General features: G+C 39.8%; 17 protein-coding genes. 8 read left to right on the top strand and 9 right to left on the bottom strand.

Features of this window, described 5'->3' with window-relative positions:
• On the bottom strand, window positions 1-1,328 hold a 1,328-nt coding region (locus M0R21_12335; protein ID MCK9618609.1), incomplete at its 3' end, for a hypothetical protein.
• 180 nt (window positions 1,329-1,508) lie between these two features.
• Window positions 1,509-2,429 (bottom strand): T9SS type A sorting domain-containing protein, encoded by a 921-nt coding sequence (locus M0R21_12330; protein ID MCK9618608.1) that lies wholly within the window; start codon window positions 2,427-2,429, stop codon window positions 1,509-1,511.
• 244 nt (window positions 2,430-2,673) lie between these two features.
• Between M0R21_12330 and M0R21_12325 the strand changes: the two genes are divergently transcribed.
• The gene (locus M0R21_12325; protein ID MCK9618607.1) at window positions 2,674-2,877 is read left to right on the top strand and encodes a hypothetical protein; all 204 of its coding nucleotides are present in this window, start codon (window positions 2,674-2,676) and stop codon (window positions 2,875-2,877) included.
• Window positions 2,878-2,920: 43 nt separating this feature from the next.
• Here M0R21_12325 and M0R21_12320 read toward each other — a convergent pair whose 3' ends face one another.
• Window positions 2,921-3,307 (bottom strand): hypothetical protein, encoded by a 387-nt coding sequence (locus M0R21_12320; protein ID MCK9618606.1) that lies wholly within the window; start codon window positions 3,305-3,307, stop codon window positions 2,921-2,923.
• Between the two features lie 104 nt (window positions 3,308-3,411).
• Window positions 3,412-4,506: an ATP-dependent 6-phosphofructokinase gene (locus tag M0R21_12315; GenBank protein MCK9618605.1), complete on the bottom strand. Its 1,095-nt coding sequence runs from the start codon at window positions 4,504-4,506 to the stop codon at window positions 3,412-3,414.
• Window positions 4,507-4,642: 136 nt separating this feature from the next.
• Here M0R21_12315 and M0R21_12310 point away from each other — a divergent pair, with 136 nt between their 5' ends.
• Genes M0R21_12310 through M0R21_12295 form a run of 4 tightly spaced genes read left to right on the top strand, consistent with a single transcriptional unit; the run spans window position 4,643 to window position 9,738 of the window.
• Window positions 4,643-5,104, top strand: coding sequence for a methylglyoxal synthase (locus M0R21_12310; protein MCK9618604.1), 462 nt, complete (start codon window positions 4,643-4,645; stop codon window positions 5,102-5,104).
• A 15-nt stretch (window positions 5,105-5,119) separates the two neighbouring features.
• Window positions 5,120-5,839 (top strand): prolyl oligopeptidase family serine peptidase, encoded by a 720-nt coding sequence (locus tag M0R21_12305; protein MCK9618603.1) that lies wholly within the window; start codon window positions 5,120-5,122, stop codon window positions 5,837-5,839.
• Window positions 5,840-5,868: 29 nt separating this feature from the next.
• Window positions 5,869-7,248, top strand: a complete 1,380-nt coding sequence (locus M0R21_12300) for an alpha-amylase family glycosyl hydrolase (protein MCK9618602.1) — start codon at window positions 5,869-5,871, stop codon at window positions 7,246-7,248.
• A gap of 24 nt (window positions 7,249-7,272) precedes the next feature.
• Window positions 7,273-9,738, top strand: a complete 2,466-nt coding sequence (locus M0R21_12295; protein ID MCK9618601.1) for a DUF4968 domain-containing protein — start codon at window positions 7,273-7,275, stop codon at window positions 9,736-9,738.
• Here the strand turns inward: M0R21_12295 and M0R21_12290 are convergent.
• Together M0R21_12290 and M0R21_12285 are read right to left on the bottom strand one after the other, a co-directional pair.
• Window positions 9,728-10,519 carry an SDR family oxidoreductase gene (locus M0R21_12290; protein MCK9618600.1) on the bottom strand — a complete coding sequence of 264 codons (792 nt, stop codon included), beginning with the start codon at window positions 10,517-10,519 and terminating at the stop codon, window positions 9,728-9,730. The two genes, M0R21_12295 and M0R21_12290, sit on opposite strands and share 11 nt — an antisense overlap.
• Window positions 10,520-10,533: 14 nt before the next feature.
• Window positions 10,534-12,606, bottom strand: coding sequence for a ComEC family competence protein (locus M0R21_12285; GenBank protein ID MCK9618599.1), 2,073 nt, complete (start codon window positions 12,604-12,606; stop codon window positions 10,534-10,536).
• A 92-nt stretch (window positions 12,607-12,698) separates the two neighbouring features.
• Between M0R21_12285 and M0R21_12280 the strand changes: the two genes are divergently transcribed.
• Entirely contained in the window at window positions 12,699-13,265 is a 567-nt protein-coding gene (locus tag M0R21_12280; protein ID MCK9618598.1) for a manganese efflux pump MntP family protein, read from the top strand.
• A gap of 42 nt (window positions 13,266-13,307) precedes the next feature.
• Here the strand turns inward: M0R21_12280 and M0R21_12275 are convergent, their stop codons facing one another.
• The 3 genes from M0R21_12275 to M0R21_12265 all read right to left on the bottom strand — a co-directional run bounded on the left by M0R21_12275 (window position 13,308) and on the right by M0R21_12265 (window position 16,677).
• Window positions 13,308-14,723: a sugar transferase gene (locus M0R21_12275; protein ID MCK9618597.1), complete on the bottom strand. Its 1,416-nt coding sequence runs from the start codon at window positions 14,721-14,723 to the stop codon at window positions 13,308-13,310.
• Between the two features lie 2 nt (window positions 14,724-14,725).
• Window positions 14,726-15,598, bottom strand: coding sequence for a hypothetical protein (locus M0R21_12270; protein MCK9618596.1), 873 nt, complete (start codon window positions 15,596-15,598; stop codon window positions 14,726-14,728).
• 95 nt (window positions 15,599-15,693) lie between these two features.
• Window positions 15,694-16,677 (bottom strand): Gfo/Idh/MocA family oxidoreductase, encoded by a 984-nt coding sequence (locus tag M0R21_12265; protein MCK9618595.1) that lies wholly within the window; start codon window positions 16,675-16,677, stop codon window positions 15,694-15,696.
• A 131-nt stretch (window positions 16,678-16,808) separates the two neighbouring features.
• On the opposite strand from M0R21_12265, the gene M0R21_12260 reads away from it, so the two are divergent.
• Both M0R21_12260 and M0R21_12255 read left to right on the top strand, forming a co-directional pair.
• Window positions 16,809-17,471 carry a protein-L-isoaspartate(D-aspartate) O-methyltransferase gene (locus M0R21_12260; protein ID MCK9618594.1) on the top strand — a complete coding sequence of 221 codons (663 nt, stop codon included), beginning with the start codon at window positions 16,809-16,811 and terminating at the stop codon, window positions 17,469-17,471.
• 274 nt (window positions 17,472-17,745) lie between these two features.
• Complete coding sequence (locus M0R21_12255) at window positions 17,746-21,990, top strand: C25 family cysteine peptidase (GenBank protein ID MCK9618593.1); 4,245 nt, start codon at window positions 17,746-17,748, stop codon at window positions 21,988-21,990.
• The last annotated feature ends 296 nt before the right edge of the window (window positions 21,991-22,286 follow it).

The following is a 22,286-nucleotide window of genomic DNA, read 5'->3' as shown; positions in this document are numbered from 1 at the left end:
GCTCCCTGCCGCCACTGGTAAAGCACATGGCTGGTACTTATGCTGCCATGCTTGCTGTTGCTTACGATGTATTGCGGAAGCTCTATGGTAAAACTAATAATAGCCGGATTAGGATACACCTTCAGTTGCGATTTCTCAGGCTGGGTAAAAGGCTCGTTTATATCCACCACTATATCACAATCCAATGCAATGGTATCCGATACTATGGCGTGATTACACAGGCTGTCGTAGGTAAAAGGCTGGGTGTAGATGCTGTCGTACTCCAGGTCGCTGTTGAGTTTCCAAAGGTAGATATTCCACCGGTTATTACGATAAAACCCACCCGCAACTACTATTTTTTTATCCTCGGTTATTAAACTCCCTATCAACTGATAGCCTTCATCATTTAGTAACTCTTTTTGTTTTATCACATTACCAAGTGTATCTGTTTTATAAGCCCCCATCTTCATGGTATCTCCGGGATGCTGCCAGTTAGCACCTATAATCAAGTTGCTATCCAGTATATCCAAAGTGGTACATCCCCCATAAATAGTAGTAGTATCCATTATTCCATAATATAACTCCTGTCCGTCATGGCTAGTTTTTATCAAACATGGAGAATCGCCAGATATACCTATGTATTGACAGCCTGGAGTGTAATAATTCCCCCTGCTGTCTTCACGTGTTATTGACCATGGAGTCTTACAATAAAAATCCATATCTTTTCCCCAGGGAAGTTCCCATGTTTCATTTCCATCCAAATCCGTTTTTACTAAAAAGGGATGAAGGTAATAATTCGAATCCGAATGAGGATAATAGCACGACCCAGTAATTAAACACTGGTTATCCGATGTTATCATTAATTCATAGCAATCTTCGCTATTTACCAGAGTATCCGATGTTCCATAAGCATTTTGCCATACAATGTTACCATCCAAATCAAGACGAAACAACCAGATACGTTTGTCCCAGTTATATCCATAATAACTTGACATCATAATATATCCATCAGGGAATGCTTTTACTCGTACTCCGAAATCCATATTTCCCGGTGTACTAAATACCTTGCACCATTCTTTCTCCCCACAAGCGTTCAATTTCATAATAAAAGGATCCCACTCGGATGTATTGTTGTCATATCGGTCCGTTACGCCAGTGATAACATATCCACCATTCTCTGTTTTATCAATACCATGAATAATATTTCTATTATTTTCGTTACCAAATTTTTTATTCCATATCACATTACCATTGATGTCTGTCTTTATTAGTAAACCATATCTTGGTGAACTTACACTGTTCAATACTTTCCCAGTTATCAAATACCCTTTATCATATGATTCTATCATCTGGTAAGGGAAAGTATTTATATTAGAAAAATATATACGGGGCCATACTTGTGAGTATGAATTTATAACAACAAATAATGCAATAAAAATAGTTAATAGTACTTTTCTTCTCATAATGTTAATATAAGCAAGGCAGAAAAATATTATTCTTCTGCCTTGCAATTATACTAATTTTATTGATTAATATACAGAAAAAATACTGCTCAACCGGGCTTTACCTTTGTAAGCAATCTTCAGTACATAATTCCCTTTTCCCAATGAGGTTAACGGTATAATTACCTGATCGGTATTTTTCTGCAAATCCTTACGGCTGATAACCTTCCCGGTAATATCGGTAAACTGTAGCTGTGCAGGAACATTTCCTTCTTCTAACTTATATTCTGCTATAATATAATCATGGGCAGGATTTGGATACAATTTAATGTATTCCTCAGGGTTATCATTCACTACTCCCGTGGTATAATCACGAAGCTTAATCGTTTTAAAGCCGGATGGCAGTATAAGCGTATCTTCGTAATGAACGTAATCTGCAGCCCGCAATATATTCAGTGCATACATCCCGGTATTGCTTTCGTAATCCTGCGCCAACCCAAACAGGCGTTGTACAAGCAAAGTATCCATGTTCATTATACCGGTAGTATCCTGCTGGAGTTGTTTTAGTATATTGTAAAACTCCACATAGCGAAAATGTTCTGCTGCCTGTTCAGGAGAAAGAACAAACGTAAGTGGTATGGATGCAAGGGTGGCAGTGGCAGCCAGGCTGTCGCGTCTTTCCATCTGCCTTGCAGCAAGCCGGTATTTGGCATCTATAGTATTTTCATTTGCAAGCAGCATAGCCAGGCTGTCGGCAGACTGAGCGAAATCATTGTTACTGCAATATATCCTGGTCAGGTTGTTAAAGGCTTTACCCCTTTTTTGTTCCCAATGTGCCAGGGTTGCTTCCAATATTTCCTTTGAACCTACAACGGTGGCTCCCTGCATTATCTCTACCATCATATAATCGGGCATAAGGTTAACACGGTTATCCACGGCTGTAAGCACTGCTTCCGATTGTACGGATTGTGCGGATTGTGCAGATTGATAAGATTGAATACCATTCATAGCTTTTTATTGCTTTAAGTTTTTCTGACCCTTCCCATCAGGCATTCTACTAATTTTCAGGGTTACTGCGCCCTCTCCTAAAATTAGGGGAGGGTTGGGGAGGGGTCAAAATAGATTTACTTTTTATTTTTCCCCGCTCTATGTTTTCTGACCCTTCCATTCAATATCCACCTTATTTGCAGTAACATTCTGCCTCCCATAGTAATCGGAACTATAGCCTGGAATTGCTCCCGGTAGTTTTGGTATGGCTACCCATGGTTTTGGTACGGCTTCCGGCGGTTTTGGTACGGCTCCCAACGATTTTGGTAAGGCTTCCGGTGGTTCTGGTATTGGCAGTGGGTATTCTGGAATCGTTCCCGACAGTTTTGGTACGGGTTCCGGTGGTTTTGGTATGGCTACCAGCGGTTCTGGTACGGCTACCAATGGTTTTGGTAAAACCCCACAATGATACTGAACGAGGCTATTTTTTGTATGTTGTTAGCCTGTTAGTTTTATTTTTTTAAAGTATCGAGATATTTACCTGAATCCTGTCCAAAGGTTTCCATGGTTGAGTTCATTATTACGTACGTACTTTTTTCGCCGGCTATGCGTGAGAAAAGCAGTTCGTATTCCTGTCTCTTTTCGTCAACCATCAAAATCTTCACTAAGTTATCATTACGCTCCGAAGTGAGTTTTATATTACAGTAAGGACAATAAAATTCCACTTTTTCTCCCATTTCATATTCGAATGAAGGATGCTTAACCACCTGGTAGTTTCCCACCTGCGGATGAAGAATTATTAATCCTTCGCGGCGATGACTGGCTTTGGCATGGAAAACCACGTTTTCGCCCACATTAAGAAAATGCCTGCATTTAGGACATAAATAATCACCTTTCATATGTACCTCCGGTTTGTTAAATATACAGAATAGCATTTTCAACAAAAAAATAAAGAAATTGTTTGAAGCGCAATAAGGAAAAGTGGAAAGAGATAAGCCGGCAGCTAATCCCCGAAGCTGATACCAATACCTCTTGCTGTACGTACCAGTGCATTGTCAGGCTCAACCAGGTTGGGTTTCTGGATGGCATCGCTGAGCGAAACGGAAATGATTTCGGGAAAACGAAAGGAAACCATGCGCCCGAATTCACCGTTGAGAGCCATCTCAAAAGCTTTTACCCCAAACTGTGTAGCCAATACCCTGTCGTAAGCAATCGGAACGCCGCCTCGTTGCAGATGTCCGAGGATGGTTTCGCGAATATCGTGTTCGCAGCCGGCATCTTTCAGTTGTTGCGAAAGCCGGAAAGCAATCCCGCCCAGTTTAAAATTGAGGTAACCCACTTCATCGCTTGATTTTCCTACCAATTCGCCATTTTTCGATCTGGCGCCTTCTGCAACAACGATGATGGCAAACCCCCTGTCGCGGTAAAAGCGTGAATTAATTTTATCCAACACAACATTGATGTCGTAAGGAATTTCGGGGATGAGGCATATTTCGGCACCACCGGCTACGGCGGCATTCAGGGCAATCCATCCGGCATTTCTGCCCATCACTTCAAGGATAAAAACACGGTTATGGCTTGCTGCGGTGGTTACCAGTTTGTCCACGGCATCCGTGGCTATCTGTATGGCTGTCTGAAATCCAAATGTCGAATCGGTAGCTGCCAGGTCGTTGTCAATGGTTTTTGGAACTCCAATAATGTTCAAGCCCTTTTCGTATAAAGTCTGCGAAAAACGCTGTGAGCCATCGCCCCCGATATTTATCACCGCATCAATGCCAAGGTATTGAATTTTACGAATCATCTCATCGGAACGGTCAACGGTGCTCCAACTGCCGTCTTTGTTTTTTACAGGCCAGGCAAATGGACCTCCTTTGTTGGTAGTTTGAATAATCGTTCCACCCTGGTAATGTATTCCCGATACAGCTTTTTCGTCAAGAACAACCATTTCGGTGGGCTCGCGCAGTATGCCGTTAAAAGCCTCAATGCTACCGAGCACCTCCCAGTCTTTTTCACGGGAAGCTCTCTTCACTATAGCCCTTATTACCGCATTCAGTCCCGGGCAGTCGCCGCCTCCGGTTACAACTAAAATTCTTTTCATCTCTTATAGTTTACAGTTAATTTGTGTAGTATAACGTGATTTGTTATTTTTATTTCGAACGCTGTAGTTTTTTGCAAAAGTACTAAATTAAAATTTTCCGTTTTTTATTGTACTTTTGGAAATTCAATCTTGCTATATGGAAAAAATTAAAAGGATAGGGATTGTGGCTCACGACAATCAAAAAAAAGATATGGTAGAATGGGTGAAATTCAATAGTGAAACACTCGTTAATCATAAAATCTATTGCACAGGAACCACAGGAAGATTGGTGGAAACCGTATTACAAAAAAAAGCGAAAGAAAAAAATGATGATTACAGAGTAACCAGATTGAAATCGGGTCCTTTGGGGGGCGACCTTCAATTAGGTGCACTCATTGCTGAAGAAAAAATTGATGTGATATTTTTCTTCTGGGACCCCATGCAACCACATCCGCATGATGTAGATGTTAAAGCATTGCTTCGCATAGCCGTACTATACAATATCCCCTGTGCCAGCAACCGATCTACTGCTGATTTTCTTATTAGCTCTCCACTTTTCTTACAGGAATACAAACCCCGGCTCAAAGATTATTCACAATACATAGCAAGAGAAATTTAACTGCACTATTTTATAATGAGAGTTACGGTTATTGCTTGTTTTCTGGCTCTTTTTTTCGCTGCCGGAAGTTATGCCCAACGCCAGAAATCGCTGTCGGCAGGCATCACAATGAAAACAAAAACTCCTTATTTAGTGTATTTGCCAAAGGATTACAAAAAGGACAAACATAAAAAGTTTCCTTTGATTCTTTTCCTGCATGGCTCTGCTGAAAGAGGAAATGATCCCGAACTGCTGAAAAAAAATGGTCCCCCAAAAATGGCAGAGGAAGGGAGAGAATTTCCTTTCGTAATTATTTCACCCCAATGTCCCGAAGGACAATGGTGGTCGGTTGACGTTTTGGATGCCTTGCTTTCCAAACTACTGAGGAGATATCGCATTGACTCTAACAGGGTGTATCTTACCGGTTTAAGCATGGGAGGATTTGGAACCTGGGAATTTGCCATAAAACGTCCCGGACGATTTGCTGCCATAGCTCCGGTATGTGGCGGTGGCGATACTATTCATATAGAAAAATTAAAGAACGTGCCGGTTTGGGCTTTTCACGGGGCAAAAGATGATGTTGTACCCGAGGCAAGGTCGAGGGAAATGGTCAATGCACTAAAAAGGATAGGGGGCAACGTTATTTATACTGTTTACCCTGAAGCAAACCATGATGTATGGACGGATACCTATAACAATCCCGCCCTTTATGAATGGTTTTTAAGTCATCGAAGAATAAATACTATTGAAAAATAATAAATTATTAACCAAAATTTTACTGTAAAATGAAACACCGTATCTGTATTTCCTTTTTAGTTTTGTTAACTGTTTTTTTATTTAATCCGGTTTTATCAAAAAAAGGATTTTCCCAAAACAATGTAGGGCAGAAAGTATCTTACCAACAGGTAAAACACCCTGCATGGGCAAAAAATGCAACTATTTACGAGGTGAACCTCCGGCAATATTCCGTGCCGGGTACTTTCAAAGCATTTCAAACCCAGTTGCCTCGTTTGAAAGCCATGGGCATTGATATTTTATGGCTTATGCCTATTCATCCCATAGGCGAAAAAAACCGTAAAGGAACCTTAGGCAGCTTCTATTCAGTAAAAGATTACTATGGGATTGATCCTTCATACGGAACCATGGAAGATTTTAAAAACCTGGTGAATAAAGCCCACGAACTGGGTATGCACCTGATATTGGACTGGGTGGCAAACCATACCTCGTGGGATAACCCGCTTATAACTGAACACCCTGACTGGTACACCAATGATTCGACTGGAAAAATCGTTTCCCCTTTCGATTGGAGTGATGTTGCCGACCTTAATTATGACCAGCCCGGTTTGCGTACTTACATGAAAGATGCAATGCTCTGGTGGGTAAAAGAAACCGGAATTGACGGCTTCCGCTGCGATGTGGCAGGTATGGTTCCCACCGACTTCTGGATAGATGTCCGTACAGAGCTCGATAAAATAAGTCCTGTGTTTTTGTTAGCCGAAGCCGAAGAACCGGTTTTGCAACAAGCCTTCGACATGACCTACGGATGGGAATTTCATCATATTATGAACGATATTGCCAAAGGAAAGAAAAGTGCCGATGATATAATGAAATATTTTGCCAAAAACGACTCATTGTATCAGAAAGATGCTTACCGTATGTATTTTACAAGTAATCACGATGAAAATTCTTGGAATGGCACCGAATACGAACGTCTGGGTGAAGGTGTAAAAACATTTGCCGTTTTATCCGTTACCGTTCCCGGTATGCCACTGGTGTACACCGGGCAGGAACTTCCCCTGAAAAAAAGGCTGCAGTTTTTTGAAAAAGATACTATTACATGGAAGACAGTGATGCTTAACGGTTTTTATACTAAACTGCTCAACCTGAAAAAAAGTACACCTGCCCTGTGGAACGGTGCCGAAGGCGGAAAATTTGTACGAATTCCTACTAATGTTGATAAAAATGTATTTGCTTTTGTAAGGGAAAAAGACAAAAGCAAGGTAATAGTAATACTTAATCTCAGCGATAAACCTCAGACCGTTGCTCTCAAAGGAAAAGATTTTCTGGGAACATACAACAACATTTATACAGGAAAACCACTTACCCTGGCTGCCGACGTACAGTTAACCCTGAAACCATGGATGTATATTGTTCTCACAAAATAAAGAAATAACATTGCCCATCTGAAAATGAAGAAATTAATAGCAATACTTTGTATGAGTGTTATTCTTGTTACAGCAGGCTTTTCACGCGATAATCTGAACCATAGCCTTGGAAATCTGAAAAAAATAACGAAAGAGGGTGCCGTAATCCGACTGGTTACCGATTACGGTAATGCCGAAATTACCGTTTTTTCACCCAAAATGTTCAGAATACGAATTGTAAAGGATAAATTTATAAAAGATTTCTCATATTCGGTAGCCGGTAAGCCACAGCCATGTAATTTTAACCTTGAAGAAACCAAAGAAAAAATCATTATTTCGACCGGAGAATTACAATTACAGATTCAGCGAAATCCTGTACGTTTTGCCTTTTACACCTCCAACGGTAAACTCATCAATAGTGATGATGCTTCTTTTGGCACATCATGGCTTGAAAACGAAGTAGCTACTTATAAAACCCTGCAGGAAGGCGAACGCTTTGTAGGATTAGGCGAAAAAACCGGAAACCTTGACCGCAGAGGTTCTGCCTATGTGCACTGGAATACCGATAACCCGCATCATCAAAGTTGGGATGACCCTTTGTATGCTTCTTTCCCGTTTTACATTGGCATCCACCATGGATTGAACTATGGAATATTTTTCGATAATTCCTACCGATCTACTTTTAATTTTGGCGCTTCCAACGACAGGTTCTCATTTTTTAGCGCTGAGGGTGGCGAAATGGATTATTATTTTATCTGGGACAAAACTATTGCCGGTATCCTTAGCCAATATTCTGATCTTACAGGGCATATGGAGATACCTCCAATCTGGAGTCTTGGTTTTCAGCAATGCCGGTGGAGCTATTTCCCCGATACCGAAGTGCTGAACATTGCCCGTACTTTCCGCGATAAAAAAATTCCACTTGATGTAATGTATCTTGACATACACTACATGGATAACTACAAAATTTTTACATGGGATCCCACCCGCTTTCCTCATCCGGCAGAAACCGTGGGTGAACTGAGAAAAATGGGTATACATACTACGGTTATCGTTGACCCGGGAATTAAGGTCGAAAAAGGATACAGTGCTTACGAAGATGGGTTTAAAAAAGATGTTTTTGTAAAATATCCTGACAATACACCTTACACTGCCCAGGTATGGCCCGGCTGGTGCCATTTTCCTGATTTCACAAAAGAATCCTGCCGCCAATGGTGGGGCAACTCTTTTAAAGATTTGGTAAACGATGGAGTGGAAGGTTTCTGGAACGACATGAACGAACCCGCAAGTTGGGGACAAAGTACCCCCGAAATGGTTGTTTTCGACTGGGAAGGAGAAAAAGTTAGTTACCGAGAGGCGAAAAATGTGTATGGATTCCTGATGTCGCGAAGCACTTTTGAAGGAACCAAAAAACTGCTTAATGGCAGGCGTCCACTCATTCTTACCCGTTCCGGTTTTTCCGGATTGCAACGGTATTCAGCCCTATGGACCGGTGATAACAGCCCCAGCGACGAACATATGCTGCTGGGTGTTCGTATGGTAAACAGTATCGGACTGGCGGGAGTACCTTTTTGCGGATATGACATTGGTGGTTTTATGGGCGATGGCTCAGCAAAACTATTTACCCGCTGGCTCAGCATCGGCACTTTTACTCCATTTTTCCGTTCTCACAAATCCTATAATTTTTGTGAGGCGGAACCCTGGTCGTATGGTGAAGATATTGAAGCTATTGCAAGAAATTACATCCAACTACGATACAAGCTTTTACCCTATATTTATTCTGCATTTTACGAAGCAGCACAATCAGGGATGCCGGTTGCACGCAGCCTTTGTATTAACTATGCCCAATCCGATAAAATTTATCTTCCCGACTATCAGAATGAATACTTGTTAGGTCCTTCGGTTTTGGTTGCTCCCGTGGAAAGCGACAAACTACTGACGAAAGTTTTTATGCCCGAAGGAGATTGGTATGATTTTTATTCTGATGAAAAATATACCGGAAATACCGAATACAAAGTTGAATGCCCTTTGCAACGTTTGCCTTTATTTGTAAAAGCCGGAAGCATAATTCCCATGCAATCTCCGGTGCAGAGTACTTCAGAAAAAGCCTCTGATACTCTTACTATACACATTTATAAAGGAATATCCCCTTCAGAATATTGTTATTATGAGGATGATGGCACTACTTATCAATACCAACAGGGTGTATTTTACAAAAAATTGTTTCATTATATCCCGTCGGCAAATAAATTGGTTCTAAGCAAAAAAGAGGGAACCTTCAATAGCCGTTTTACCAAAATACGTATGGTATTTCATGGTTTTGAAACATTGGCAGGCTCAGTAAAAGTGAATGGCAAAACCACCCCCACTTCTCATTATGCGTTTACTCAATTAAATGCTTTGCAGGCAGATGACCCGCTGAATGTGCGGGTTCCTTGGCAGTACGATGAAATAAAAACCCGTTGTGTTGTCGTTAATAACTCTGACGACGAAACAGAAATTATTTTTTAGGCTCCGACATTTTATAAACCATCCGTAACACAATGAAACGCGGTGTGAATCGGTTGATCCAAACAATCAGCCGGTTCATTGTTCCGTGAATAGCTAAACGTTTTTTCCTTTTCAATGCCTTTAGCGCAAAGCTTGCTACATCGCTGCTTTTTACTACTTTAAGCGATGTAAATAACTTTGATTTTTCTATTTCAGCGGTTTTACCAAACCCGGTTTCGGTGGGCCCAGGACAGAGGGTGGTAACGCTGATGCCGGTTCCCTTCAGTTCTTCGGAAAGGGCTTCGGTAAATGACAGCACATAGGCTTTTGTCGCATAATACACCGCCATGTAGGGTCCGGGTTGAAATGCTGCTGTGGAAGCGACATTCAGGATGTGCCCGCTTTTTCTTTGCAACATTGGCTGGAGAAACAGTTTTGTGAGCACCGTAAGTGTTTTTACATTCAAATCTATCATATTCATCTCTTTTTCAAGATTAGTCTCTGCAAAAAGCCCCCAATTGCCAAAACCGGCATTGTTTATCAGGGTGTCAACCTGCAAGCCACTGTCTGCTATTTGCCGGTATAATTCATTTGCTGATTCTGCATAGCTTAAGTCCTTGGTGATGACATGTATTTTTATACCACATTGTTTTTCAAGTGCATTGGCAAGCGAAATCATTTTTTCGCTGCTCCTTGCTACCAAAATCAGATTGCAACCTTCTTTTGCCAAAAGTCCGGCAAGATCGTAACCTATGCCACCTGAGGCGCCGGTAATCAAAGCAGTTTTTCCTTTAAGTTCCATTTTTTACGATTTATTTATTGTAGATTAGCTACAAACGCTCCTTTTTCAAAAACTGAATAGTATTTAACATTGAGCAATTTACATTCTTCTACCCATTTTCTAACCCTTCCTACGCTGTTGGAGGCATCAAAAACAATAATATTGACATGTACAAATTGTAAAAGTTCGCGTATATTTACTTTTGGATTTCCCGCAATTACCAAATAATTAATCCTTGCAGTATCACAAATATTGTGATCCAACGGTTTTTTTACAACCACAATTTTCTTTCCGGAAAACTCCCAAAGTATATATTTATTATCTTTTCTCAGAAAAAAATTGCTTTGCTTCTTCAGATGCATACGTATCCTATTGGGATATATGCTATATTTCAAAATCTTATCTTCTTTAAGCAAAGTGCTGTCCATCACCTGCCAGGATTTTGTGCCGGAAATAAAATCAATGGCAGTGTGTTTTTTTATGTTATATACAACAATCAATTTTTGATTTTCTGCATTTAACCTGTTATAAAATACCGATATTGAAAATAAAAGCAGGAAAAGCAAAGAACTGATCAATAATGTTTTTTTCCATTGAAAGCAAAATAAAATAACAAAGGTTAATAATAAATAAATTAAAAATAGTTGTAAGGTATTTAAATATAGGTTTTGAAGAATTGCACCGGGCAGGTTTTCAATAAAATGTACGGTAAAATTTAATATTTTCAGTAATAAAACCATAAAGAATGACACTGCATCACACAGTACATGCAGGGGAGATACCAGTAATGTTAACGCACCGGTATAAATGATAAAACCCGAAAGCGGAACTGCAATCAGGTTTGTAATCAGAAAATAATTCGGAAACTGGTGGAAATAGTACAATGATAATGGGAATGTAACCAATTGGGCTGCAATGGAAACAGAACATAGCGCCCAGGCTTTTTCGAGCAAATAATTGGCGGGAATCCATAAGGAATAAATCGGCTTTTGAAGCAGAACAATGCCTGTTACAGCCAGGTAAGAAAGCTGGAATCCGACATCGGTTACAAGAAAAGGATTGTAGAGCAATACAATAAATGCAGAAGCAGCAATTGAATTGATTATGTTGGGTTTTTGTGAATACACATTTCCGGCTATGATAAAACTAATCATCACGGCGGCTCTGAGTATGGCAGGTGCAAGCCCTGTTATGAAAGCATAAAACCAGATAAAAAGAAAAATAAATATTGCCTTCAAAATGCGCAATGTCCTGTTACGGTTCATAAAAAACAAGAGGAAATCAAGAACCATGTAAACTATTCCTACATGCAAGCCCGAAACCGAAAGGATGTGCATAGCACCCGAACCTGCATATTCTGCCATCAATTCTGCATCTAATTTATCGGTGTTACCGAGAATGAGCGCGGAAGCCACAGCATATTCTTTTCCGCTAACGCCATGCTTTTCAAAAATTAATAAAAAATAGGCTCTTACCTTGGACGCCTGTTCCCTGAAAAAATTACCCTGGTTTGCCTGTAGAGGCAACCATTGGTACGGTTTAATATACGCCTGGTAATATATTCCTTTACGGGCAAGGTATTTTTGGTAATCAAATTCATTCGGGTTTTTGGGCGGACTTATCAGTTGCAAAGGAGAATTGCAAATGATAATATCACCATATCGCAATGATTTTGAAGTAGAATCAGCAAAGTAGAGCATTACTTTTACATTGACTTTTTTATGTTTGCCATTTTTAAACAACGAAATAATGCAAGCAACCGTTCTATTTGTTTTCGCTTTTTGCTGTACAGGCTCACTGATTTTCAATAACAAAAAATCTCCTTTTTTATAATTATTTGAAATACTTTCAGGTGAATTTTGCAGACTTTGCTGAAAAACAATTCTGTTACCACTCAGAAATAAAAAGAAAAACAGTAACATTCCGAACCACCACCGATTTCGATAATGTACAGTTTTGTTATTCAATAAAATAAATAAAAGCAAGAAAAATATAAGCGGAAGGACAAAAAGCGGAACTGTTGATATAGAAAATGCCAACGAACTCAGGATTCCCAAAAGGAAGGGAACTAACAAACGAACAAAAGGAAACTGATGAACTGGGTTCATAGCTCCTGAAATTTTGCTTTAAAAATAATCAAATTTCAGTTTGAAATTACCGGTACCAAACAAAATGTATCTTTGCCGATTATTTTATGAGCATGGAGCACGTTGTTATTTTACTGATAGCCATTGGGCTTTCTTTCGATACTTTTGCCGTATCTGTATCGAGCGGACTGGCGATGAACGGAATCAATTTTTTTAATGCAGTAAAAATTGCACTGTCGCTTGCTTTTTTTCAGGCTTTGATGCCTTTACTGGGCTGGTTTATTGGGATATATGTTAAGGATTATGTTATTGCTATTGATCATTGGATAGCATTTGCTCTCCTTTTGGCTCTGGGATTAAAAATGATTTTTGAAAGCTTGCGTTTTTCTAAGGATGAAGTGAAAAAATTCAACCCTTTAAATCTGCTTGTTTTGTTGGGAATGTCAATTGCAACAAGCATAGATGCTTTTGCTGTAGGTATCAGTTTCGCATTTTTGGAAATACAAATTATATGGGCTTTATTCATCATCGGAATCATAACATTTATCATTTCGATGTTGGGTATCCTTTTTGGTAAGAAAACAGGAAGCCACTTTGGAAAAAAGATGGAAATAATCGGGGGTTTGACTTTAATAGGAATAGGAATAAAAATTCTCGTGCAGCACCTGTATTTTAGTTAATTGCTATATTCTTGTAATGTGATATTCCCTGCAAAGAAAAAATTATTTCCCTCTTCCCTGGATTACGATTAAAACCGTGTAAATTAATATTTTAAAATCCATTGCCAGCGACATATTTTCGATGTACAAGAGGTCGTATTTTAGCCGGTCAATCATTTCTTCCACGTTTTCAGCATAACCATATTTTACCTGCCCCCACGAGGTTAATCCGGGCTTAACTCTTAGCAGTAAGCGATAATGTGCAGCACGGTGGACAATCTGGTCAATATAATATTTGCGTTCGGGGCGTGGACCAACAAGCGACATATCACCAATCAGGACGGTATAAAACTGGGGAATTTCGTCGAGTCGTACTTTTCGTAAAAACTTGCCGAAATGGGTAATACGGGGATCGTCTTTTGAAGAAAGCTGGGGCCCGTTTGTTTCAGCATCTTTGTACATCGAACGGAATTTATGCATTTTAAATGGTCTTCCCTTGATCCCAATTCTTTCCTGCGAATATAAAACTGGTCCCGGTGACGACATTTTTACTCCGACTGCTACGATAAAATATACAGGGGTAAGAATAATCATACAAATAAGTGATACCACAATATCGAGCACCCTTTTTATGGATTGCTGCCATTCAGGCATTAAATCCGGGTGAATTTGAATCAGAGGGGCATGAAAAATAGAGGTTGTTTTTACCGTACCTAACAAAATATCCTGCATATCGGGTATAATTTTTATAACTACTGAGGTTTCTTCTATTTCAGATATTATTCTTTCGATAGTTCCATGCTCGGAATGCTCAATAGCAATGATTATTTCTTCGACTTCGTATTTTTCAACTATTTCTTTTAACTCCTTGTAACTACCTAAATGCGGCATATATTTTGCCAGATTGTAGCTGCTGTGTTCTACAGCATTCACAAAACCAATGAATTTATTCCCGGGTGATTTTTTCTGGTTTTCAATCTCATTATAAATGGAAGTAGCATTACCGTTACTTCCCACCATTACAGTGTTAAAACCAATAATCCGGTGGTGAATTCTGTGTATGGTTACCGAAGTGAGAATAAAACGAAATAGGTAAGTAGTAAAAAAATGTAAAATGAGCAGTGTAAGAAATGCCCGGTAATAATTGGTATAGGATGTTATTACATCGTCGAGAATAAGGGCGAAAAAAATGATAACAACTCCGATTATACTGATTAGCAAAGTTTGCCCCAATTCTTTCATACGGGTTTTCCGGTAAATTTTCCGGTAGCTGCCTATAAAAACGTATAAAATAAGCCAGAATAAGGGAACAGTAAGTATCCCAAAATAATAATTAGAATCGCTGAATACGTTAATAAGACTTTGTGGTACACTTGGATCGAGTAAATACTTGCGGTAAATAAAAAATAATGTCCACGCTAACGAAGCAGAAAGGAAATCGGCAATAACATATTTCGTAACCTGTAAATTTTTATTCATGCCTATCTGTGTACTAATTTTATGTTATCCAAATATATTATACCTTCGGGGTCGCCGTAATTGCGGTTAAATCCGAAAAATATGTTAAAATTTTTAGCGCTGGTAAATTGATTTATCCAAGGAGTTAGATTAAAATAAATTTTTTTCCATTCATTAGTTGGATTCAGCTTAAGAATAGACCTTTGAGTAGTAACCGAAATCTCATTTGCATAAAAGCCTATCCAAAAATCTATGTTATTTCGATAATTAAGTTCAAGATAAACGGGACTATCGTCAAGGGGTAAGTCAAAAGCACTGATAGTTTTTACTTCAAAAAAAACGGAAGAATCCCTAAGTACCGCTTTGCCACAGTTGGAGCCTTCAAATACTAGTGAATCGGTGCTTATTCTTTCTAATCCGGTTTGGCTTGAAGACCCTCTTTCCAAAGAAGTACTGCCGTCTTCAAAATCTTCCATCCATTCAAATATAGTGTTATCAGTGTATGTTGTTGTTGGATGGATTTTTATAATACTGTCTCTTACAAGGTTTATTTTAACAGTGTAGTTTTTGTAGTAGGCATAACGGGCGCGTGTACTGGCAATTCCGTTGAGTTTAATGCCGGAACTAATAGTAATCGTATGGGTGCCTTCGGCAAGAATAGGGATGGCTTTTGCCGGCAATTCAAAAGCTCCAATCAAATTGTTGTCTACATATACCCAAGCGTCTGTAATTTTATTGGAAGCAGTGCCCTGGTTGCCGTAGTTGGTTGAAAGAATGATTGTATCAATTGCCAGATAAGACGGAATGTCGTCTTTGGTGATTTTGTCATCACAGCCCACCATGCAAAGTGCCGAAATAATCAGAAAAAGAAATAGGTTTCGTAGAAAAAAAATCATAAAGATTGTATTACCTTGCTGGATCTTTTGTAAAAACGGCTGCTTTGTAAAAATATTGTTAACATTTTCAGAAAAAATCCGTTGTCGTTCAATAATCAGTCAGCCAGTTTTCTGTTCATTTTTTCCATAATGCGATAGGCAATATCCAGGGCATTGTAACCATCATTTATTGTTACGGAAGGTAAGGTGTTTTTCAGGATGGCGGTGGCGAAACATTGCAATTCAGTTTGGATAGCATTTAATGGTTGCACTTCGGGATGCAGTATATTAATTTCTTTTACAGGCTTTCCGTTCCCAAGGTCAATAGTCATGGCAAAAGGATTACCCGAAGCCGGATCGTAATCATGCATACGAATGATCTCAACTTCTTTATCCAGGAAGTCAACCGAAATATAAGCATCACGCTGGAAGAAACGCGACTTCCGCATATTTTTCATCGAAATACGGCTTGCGGTAAGATTTGCTACACAGCCGTTGGCAAATTCGAGCCTCGCGTTGGCAATGTCGGGGGTATCGCTCACTACTGCCACCCCGCTTGCACTGATTTTCATAATATCGGCTTTTACAACACTCAGCACTATGTCAATATCATGTATCATCAAATCGAGAATGACAGGTACATCCGTACCCCGCGGGTTAAATTGGGCAAGGCGGTGGGTTTCAATAAACATTGGCTGACCCAGGAATGGAGAAGCTGCAATGAATGCGGGATTGAACCGCTCAACATGTCCCACCTGTACTTTCACATTTGCCTCTTCTGCAATTTCTATCAGCCGGAATGCTTCTTCGGGTGTGGTAACCACAGGTTTTTCGATAAAAACATGTTTGTTTTTTTTCAAAGAAAGCGAAGCACATTGAAAATGGGCAATGGTAGGAGTTACGATATCAATAACATCAACATTGTCCATCAAACTTTCGGGCGAGGGGTAAGCCGTAACATCCAATTCTTGCGCTACCTTTACCGCATTGTCTCTATCGGCATCATAAAAACCCACCAGTTGGTAATCAGGAATCATCTTTATACATTTGATATGAATTTTTCCCAAATGACCGGCGCCCAGCACTCCAATTTTCAGCATATCGTTATTTTTAATTTGTGCAAAAGTAAGTTTTTTTTAAAAAAACGAATTACTACTTTCGCATGGGCTTTCTCGATTTTGCGAAAAATATTGTACTTTTGTTTAACTATTTGATTTAGTGTTTTTATTGTATGCACATTACCCGTACCGACACCTACCAGCATCAAGGGCTGCGCAAAAACCTTGCAGATTTAATCCGGATAAAAGGGATTAAAGACCCTATGGTACTTGCTGCCATCGAATCCGTTCCCCGGCACTTTTTCTTCGACTCTTCTTTTCTCAACTTTGCTTATGAAGACAAGCCCTTTCCGATAGGGGCAGGTCAAACGATTTCGCAGCCTTACACAGTAGCGTTCCAATCGGAGTTGCTTTGCATAAAGCCGGGAGATAAAGTGCTTGAAATAGGAACTGGCTCAGGCTATCAGGCTTCCATACTTGCCGAAATGGGTGCAAAAGTATATTCCATTGAGCGACAACGAACACTTTACCAGAAATCGAAAAAATTATTAGCCGAAATGGGTTATACCGTAAAAGTATTTTTCGGCGACGGATACAAGGGCTTACCTGCATTTGCCCCTTTTGATAAAGTAATTATCACTGCAGCAGCTCCCTACCTGCCTACTACCCTTACCGACCAGCTAAAACCGGGCGGGATACTTGTCGCTCCTTTGGGTTCAGGTGACTCGCAAATAATGACCACCGTAATAAAAAATACCCTTGGTAAACTTGAAACCTTTCAACACGGAAATTTCCGTTTTGTACCCATGCTCGAAGATAAAGCAGATGACAAGTAGGCTTTGTTATCGTTTGAAATTGGTTATTAAATAGCTGGGGAAAAGAATCCGCTATACAAAAAGGAATGGAAGCAACTTTTGTAAATTTAAGAATATGCCTGTATTTTATACAGAATAAAAATTTAAGTTAATTAATTTCATTTAATTTTTTTAATACATTAGCCTGCTTTTTTATAAAAGGGTTTTAATGTTATTTCTTTTGAAGAATGACTTTTGATAAGATGAAAATCAATTAGTAAGTAAAATTTATAAAATACTTTAAACATAACAAAATATGAAAAAATCAGCATTTTTTGTTGCTTTGATGCTAATGGCATTTACTTTTTCTGCCTTTGCACAGAAGCAGGCCTATACCTACAGTTTCAAAAAGCCCGGAATAGCTTTACAAGCAGATGGCTATTCAAAAATTAGTTATAAAGAATGTGCTAACCTTGGCAAGGAAGGGACGCCAATACTTCCTCAGTTTGCGGCAAACATCCTTCTTCCTCCGGGAACGGAAGCAGTTTCAGTAAATATAACTAAAATTGAATATTATCCTGAGGAAAACGGGATAACAATTCCTCCGGCATCCAGGCAGTTCCCTATTTCAAAGGGTGCTCCTGCAGGATATAAACCGGTTCTTGATAATAAAATTTATTTTTCAGAAACAGCTTATCCTGTAAACAATATTTCTGCAGTAAGTACCAATTTCCTGAACGGGCATAGCATTTCTTCGTTTTCAATTTGCCCGCTGACATATTATCCCGCCTTAAAAAAGGTTCAGTTTGTAAAAGAAATATGCATAGAAATAGTTACGAAAAGCACCGAACGGGCATCAACATCTCTTGGATTGCTCCGCAGCAATGAAAGAATTAACCAGCGTATCCGTTCCTTAACCCAGCATAACGAGTTAATCTCTGATTATGAAGCGAAATCAGGTAAGGACGACCCCACTTACGATATACTGTTAATTACAAAAAGTGCTTTTTTATCTTATTTTAACGATTATGTAACTTATAAACAAAGTACCGGTTATGCGGTAACCTGCAAAACCGTGGAAGATATTTACACACAATATACAGGTACTGATAATCAGATGAAAATACGTAACTGTATCATTGATTATTATCAAAATTCGGGTATAAGTTATGTGATACTTGCCGGAGATGCCGACCCGAATATTCCATCCGATAACATTGTGCCAAAACGCGGATTTTATGCCGACCCCGGTGATATGCCTGATAATGATATTCCTTCGGATATGTATTATGCCTGCCTCGACGGAACATGGAACAACGACAATGATAACAAGTGGGGTGAAGCAAACGAAGCCGATTTATATTATGAAGTGGGAATAGGAAGGTTGTGTGTTGACAGCCAAACCGAAATACAAAACTTTATCAATAAACTTACCCTTTATCAATCCAGCCCTGTGGTTGCCGATATAAAAAAGGGGTTGATGATCGGTGAACAGTTAGATGATATCACTTATGGCGACGATTCGAAAGATGAAATTATCAGCGGAGGTGCCCATAACGGGTACACCACTGTAGGGTTCCCTTTAGATTATACCATTTCAAAACTTTACGAAAGCATTGCCAACTGGGAAAAAGAAAATGTTTTCAGCCAGTTTAACAATGGAACACATTTGCTTAACCACCTGGGGCATTCCAATGTTACTTATAACATGAAGATGGAAAACAGCGATGTTACAACCACTAATTTTCAGAATAACGGAATTGCTCATGGGTATGGAATAGGATATTCACAGGGTTGCTACAATGGTTCGTTCGATAACCGGGATGATGCCAGTTCGTATGTGCTGGAAGACTGCTTTGCAGAAGTGATTACAACTATTTCAACTGCAGAAGTAGCATGTATTGCAAATTCACGTTATGGTTGGTATGAGCAGGGCGGAACAAATGGCGCCTCGCAGTTCTTCGACCGTCAGTTTTTTGATGCAATATTTGGCGAAAATATTTTCCTGATTGGAGATGTAAATTCCGACTCAAAAGAAGACAATGTTACCTATATCAATTCTGACGATGTGATACGCTGGTGTGCATACGAAACAAACCTGTTTGGCGACCCGACTATGGATATTTGGACTGATGTCCCCACCGATATTATCGCTACTTATCCGGCAAGTGTTTCGGTTGGTATCAGCCAGATTGATTTTCAGACAAACGCCCCCAATGCACGTATAGGTTTAATGCAAAACGGTTCTCTTATCGGCAGAGGATTAACAGACGTTTCGGGTAATGCAACAATTACATTTAGTAGCATACTTATGGATGTTAACCCGATTGCGGTTTCCATCATCGGACATAACCGTAACCGTCATCAGGGTACTATCATAGTCGTTTCCGACCAACCTTATGTTATTTTCCAATCAAACCTGGTAAATGATGTTTCGGGCAATAACAACGGGCAGTTAGACCCCGGAGAATCCGTAACTCTTAATTTGGGTTTGCAAAATGTAGGAACACAACCTGCTACCAACGTAAATGTTACTTTAATCACTACTAATACCAACATCACCCTGACCGATGCCACTGAAAATTATGGTGATTTTGCAGCAGGAGAATTAAAAACCATTGACAACGGTTTTGCATTAACCGTTTCTAATGCCATCCCAGACCAGCAGGCAATAACTTTTGATGTGCAGGCTGTTGGAAACTCAACATGGGATTCTTATTTCACCCTTATTGCAAATGCTCCTTCGCTGTCGGTCGGAACCATCACAATTGACGACAGCCAGGGTAACGGAAACGGCAGACTTGACCCGGGCGAAACCGCTATCATTTCGTTCACTTCTATAAATAACGGGCATACAGACGCTATAAATACAACCGGAACCCTTGTTTCGTTATCTTCGCTAATAACTGTTTCCGATCCTGTTTATACTATCGGGACTCTTGGAACAGGTCAATCTTATATTGCACAGTTTACAATTCAAATTGATGCGGCAGCGGCTTTGGGAGCAATTTCCCAGCTTACTTATACACTTGGAAGCGGTGCTTACCAAACCGTAAAAGATTATTATGCAAAAATAGGGCTGATTGTTGAAGACTGGGAAACCGGAAATTTTAACCAGTTTAGCTGGCAATCGGGCGGAAATTCTTCATGGACAATTATCAGCTCGGGTGCCTACGAAGGTACGTATTGTTCGAAATCAGGGACAATAGGAAATAATCAAAGTTCTGTTTTAACCCTAAATATAAATGTTGCAGGAAGCGATACTATTTCGTTTTACCGCAAGGTGTCTTCGGAAGCCACTTATGATTTTCTGAAGTTCTATATTGACAATGATATGAAGGAACAATGGAGTGGTGAAGAGGGATGGGCAAGAGTAAGCTATCCTGTAACTTCCGGAAATCACACTTTTAAATGGTCGTATGTGAAGGACCAATATGAATCTGGAGGCTCCGACTGTGCCTGGCTCGATTATATAGAACTTCCCGCACCAATTTCTGCTACAGCTTATGCGGGTACTGATGCTTCGATATGTAGAGGTGATAACTATAACTGTAACGGAACAGCTACCAATTATACATCGGTAAGTTGGACAACTTCCGGCACGGGAACTTTCAGCAGTGTAACCATACTGAACCCGGTTTATACCCCAAGTCAGGCAGATATTGACGCTGGCTCGGTAACACTTATATTAACGATTCAAGGAAGTACCGGAACTTTTTCCGACGGAATGTTGCTTACAATTAAAGCCATACCTGAAATAACCATGACGGAAACAGGCAGTGTTTGCGAAAGCGAAAGCTATACGATAAGCGGGACATCTGTTATCAACTATTCATCACTCGACTGGATTACCTCAGGAACCGGAACATTTAACAATGCAACCCTGCTTAACCCGGTTTATACTCCAAGTAGTGCCGATATTGAAAACGGACAGGTTACACTTACTTTGCAAGCCTTCAATGCCCCATGCGAGCCAATGTCCGGCAACATGCTGCTAACGTTCGATTATTTGCCTGCTACACCTGCAATGCCAGATGGTCCTGGCCAGGTTGACCTTGCCTATACCATTACTTCCGTTTATACAATAGATGCAGTAGCCAATGCAAACAGCTATTCATGGAGGCTGGCTCCTGAAAATGCAGGTACGATTGCCTCTGCTACAACTGAGGCAGAAGTTACATGGAATACGGATTTTACGGGCGATGTGGTATTGACGGTGGAAGGAATAAACGACTGCGGAAGTGGTATTGCATCTGGTGAAAAAAATATTTATGTGGACAATACTACCGGAACTGGCGAAAATACAGGCTTGGAAAACCTGAAGGTTTATCCCAATCCTTCGGATGGTAATTTTTACCTGCAGATGAATACCGCCTCTAATACTAAAACGTATGTCCGTATTTATAATGTTTACGGGGTACAGATATACAACGACGTTATTACTGCCAACGGCTCGTCGCTGTACAGGGTAAACCTGAATTCTGCAGTTAATGGTATTTACCTGGTAGAAGCTGAAAGCAACGGCGAACGTACTACCGGTAGATTTATCATTAAAAAATAAACTGTAAGACTCCGGTTTGTACAGATATAACTCCAAAAAGCCATTACATTTTTATGATGTAATGGCTTTTTGGAGTTAATAAAATGTTGATTTTTTAAGAAAAGACTGTCCATAGGGTATTAATTATTGATCTCCTGGCGGAGAATCCACAGAAATAAAAAATCTTTTCTATGGATATTAACCCATTTTGCAGCTATCCAGGAATAAAATGGATGTTATCAAGGGATTGATTTTTTTGAGGAGGAGGCTTGGGCACTACAGATTTTTTTCGGAGGAAGGGTGCATATTTGTAGTTC

It is taken from the genome of Lentimicrobiaceae bacterium, from assembly GCA_023227965.1.
Taxonomy (GTDB): Bacteria; Bacteroidota; Bacteroidia; order Bacteroidales; family JALOCA01; genus JALOCA01.
The sequence above is the reverse complement of the archived record's forward strand: the minus strand, read 5'-3'. Positions and strand labels throughout refer to the sequence as shown.

Coding starts and splice junctions, on each gene's coding strand:
- M0R21_12330 (MCK9618608.1), bottom strand. CDS start 2,429: ATGAATGGTATTCAATCTTATCAATCTGCACAATCCGCACAATCCGTA.
- M0R21_12325 (MCK9618607.1), top strand. CDS start 2,674: ATGGCTACCCATGGTTTTGGTACGGCTTCCGGCGGTTTTGGTACGGCT.
- M0R21_12320 (MCK9618606.1), bottom strand. CDS start 3,307: ATGAAAGGTGATTATTTATGTCCTAAATGCAGGCATTTTCTTAATGTG.
- M0R21_12315 (MCK9618605.1), bottom strand. CDS start 4,506: ATGAAAAGAATTTTAGTTGTAACCGGAGGCGGCGACTGCCCGGGACTG.
- M0R21_12310 (MCK9618604.1), top strand. CDS start 4,643: ATGGAAAAAATTAAAAGGATAGGGATTGTGGCTCACGACAATCAAAAA.
- M0R21_12305 (MCK9618603.1), top strand. CDS start 5,120: ATGAGAGTTACGGTTATTGCTTGTTTTCTGGCTCTTTTTTTCGCTGCC.
- M0R21_12300 (MCK9618602.1), top strand. CDS start 5,869: ATGAAACACCGTATCTGTATTTCCTTTTTAGTTTTGTTAACTGTTTTT.
- M0R21_12295 (MCK9618601.1), top strand. CDS start 7,273: ATGAAGAAATTAATAGCAATACTTTGTATGAGTGTTATTCTTGTTACA.
- M0R21_12290 (MCK9618600.1), bottom strand. CDS start 10,519: ATGGAACTTAAAGGAAAAACTGCTTTGATTACCGGCGCCTCAGGTGGC.
- M0R21_12285 (MCK9618599.1), bottom strand. CDS start 12,606: ATGAACCCAGTTCATCAGTTTCCTTTTGTTCGTTTGTTAGTTCCCTTC.
- M0R21_12280 (MCK9618598.1), top strand. CDS start 12,699: ATGGAGCACGTTGTTATTTTACTGATAGCCATTGGGCTTTCTTTCGAT.
- M0R21_12275 (MCK9618597.1), bottom strand. CDS start 14,723: ATGAATAAAAATTTACAGGTTACGAAATATGTTATTGCCGATTTCCTT.
- M0R21_12270 (MCK9618596.1), bottom strand. CDS start 15,598: ATGATTTTTTTTCTACGAAACCTATTTCTTTTTCTGATTATTTCGGCA.
- M0R21_12265 (MCK9618595.1), bottom strand. CDS start 16,677: ATGCTGAAAATTGGAGTGCTGGGCGCCGGTCATTTGGGAAAAATTCAT.
- M0R21_12260 (MCK9618594.1), top strand. CDS start 16,809: ATGCACATTACCCGTACCGACACCTACCAGCATCAAGGGCTGCGCAAA.
- M0R21_12255 (MCK9618593.1), top strand. CDS start 17,746: ATGAAAAAATCAGCATTTTTTGTTGCTTTGATGCTAATGGCATTTACT.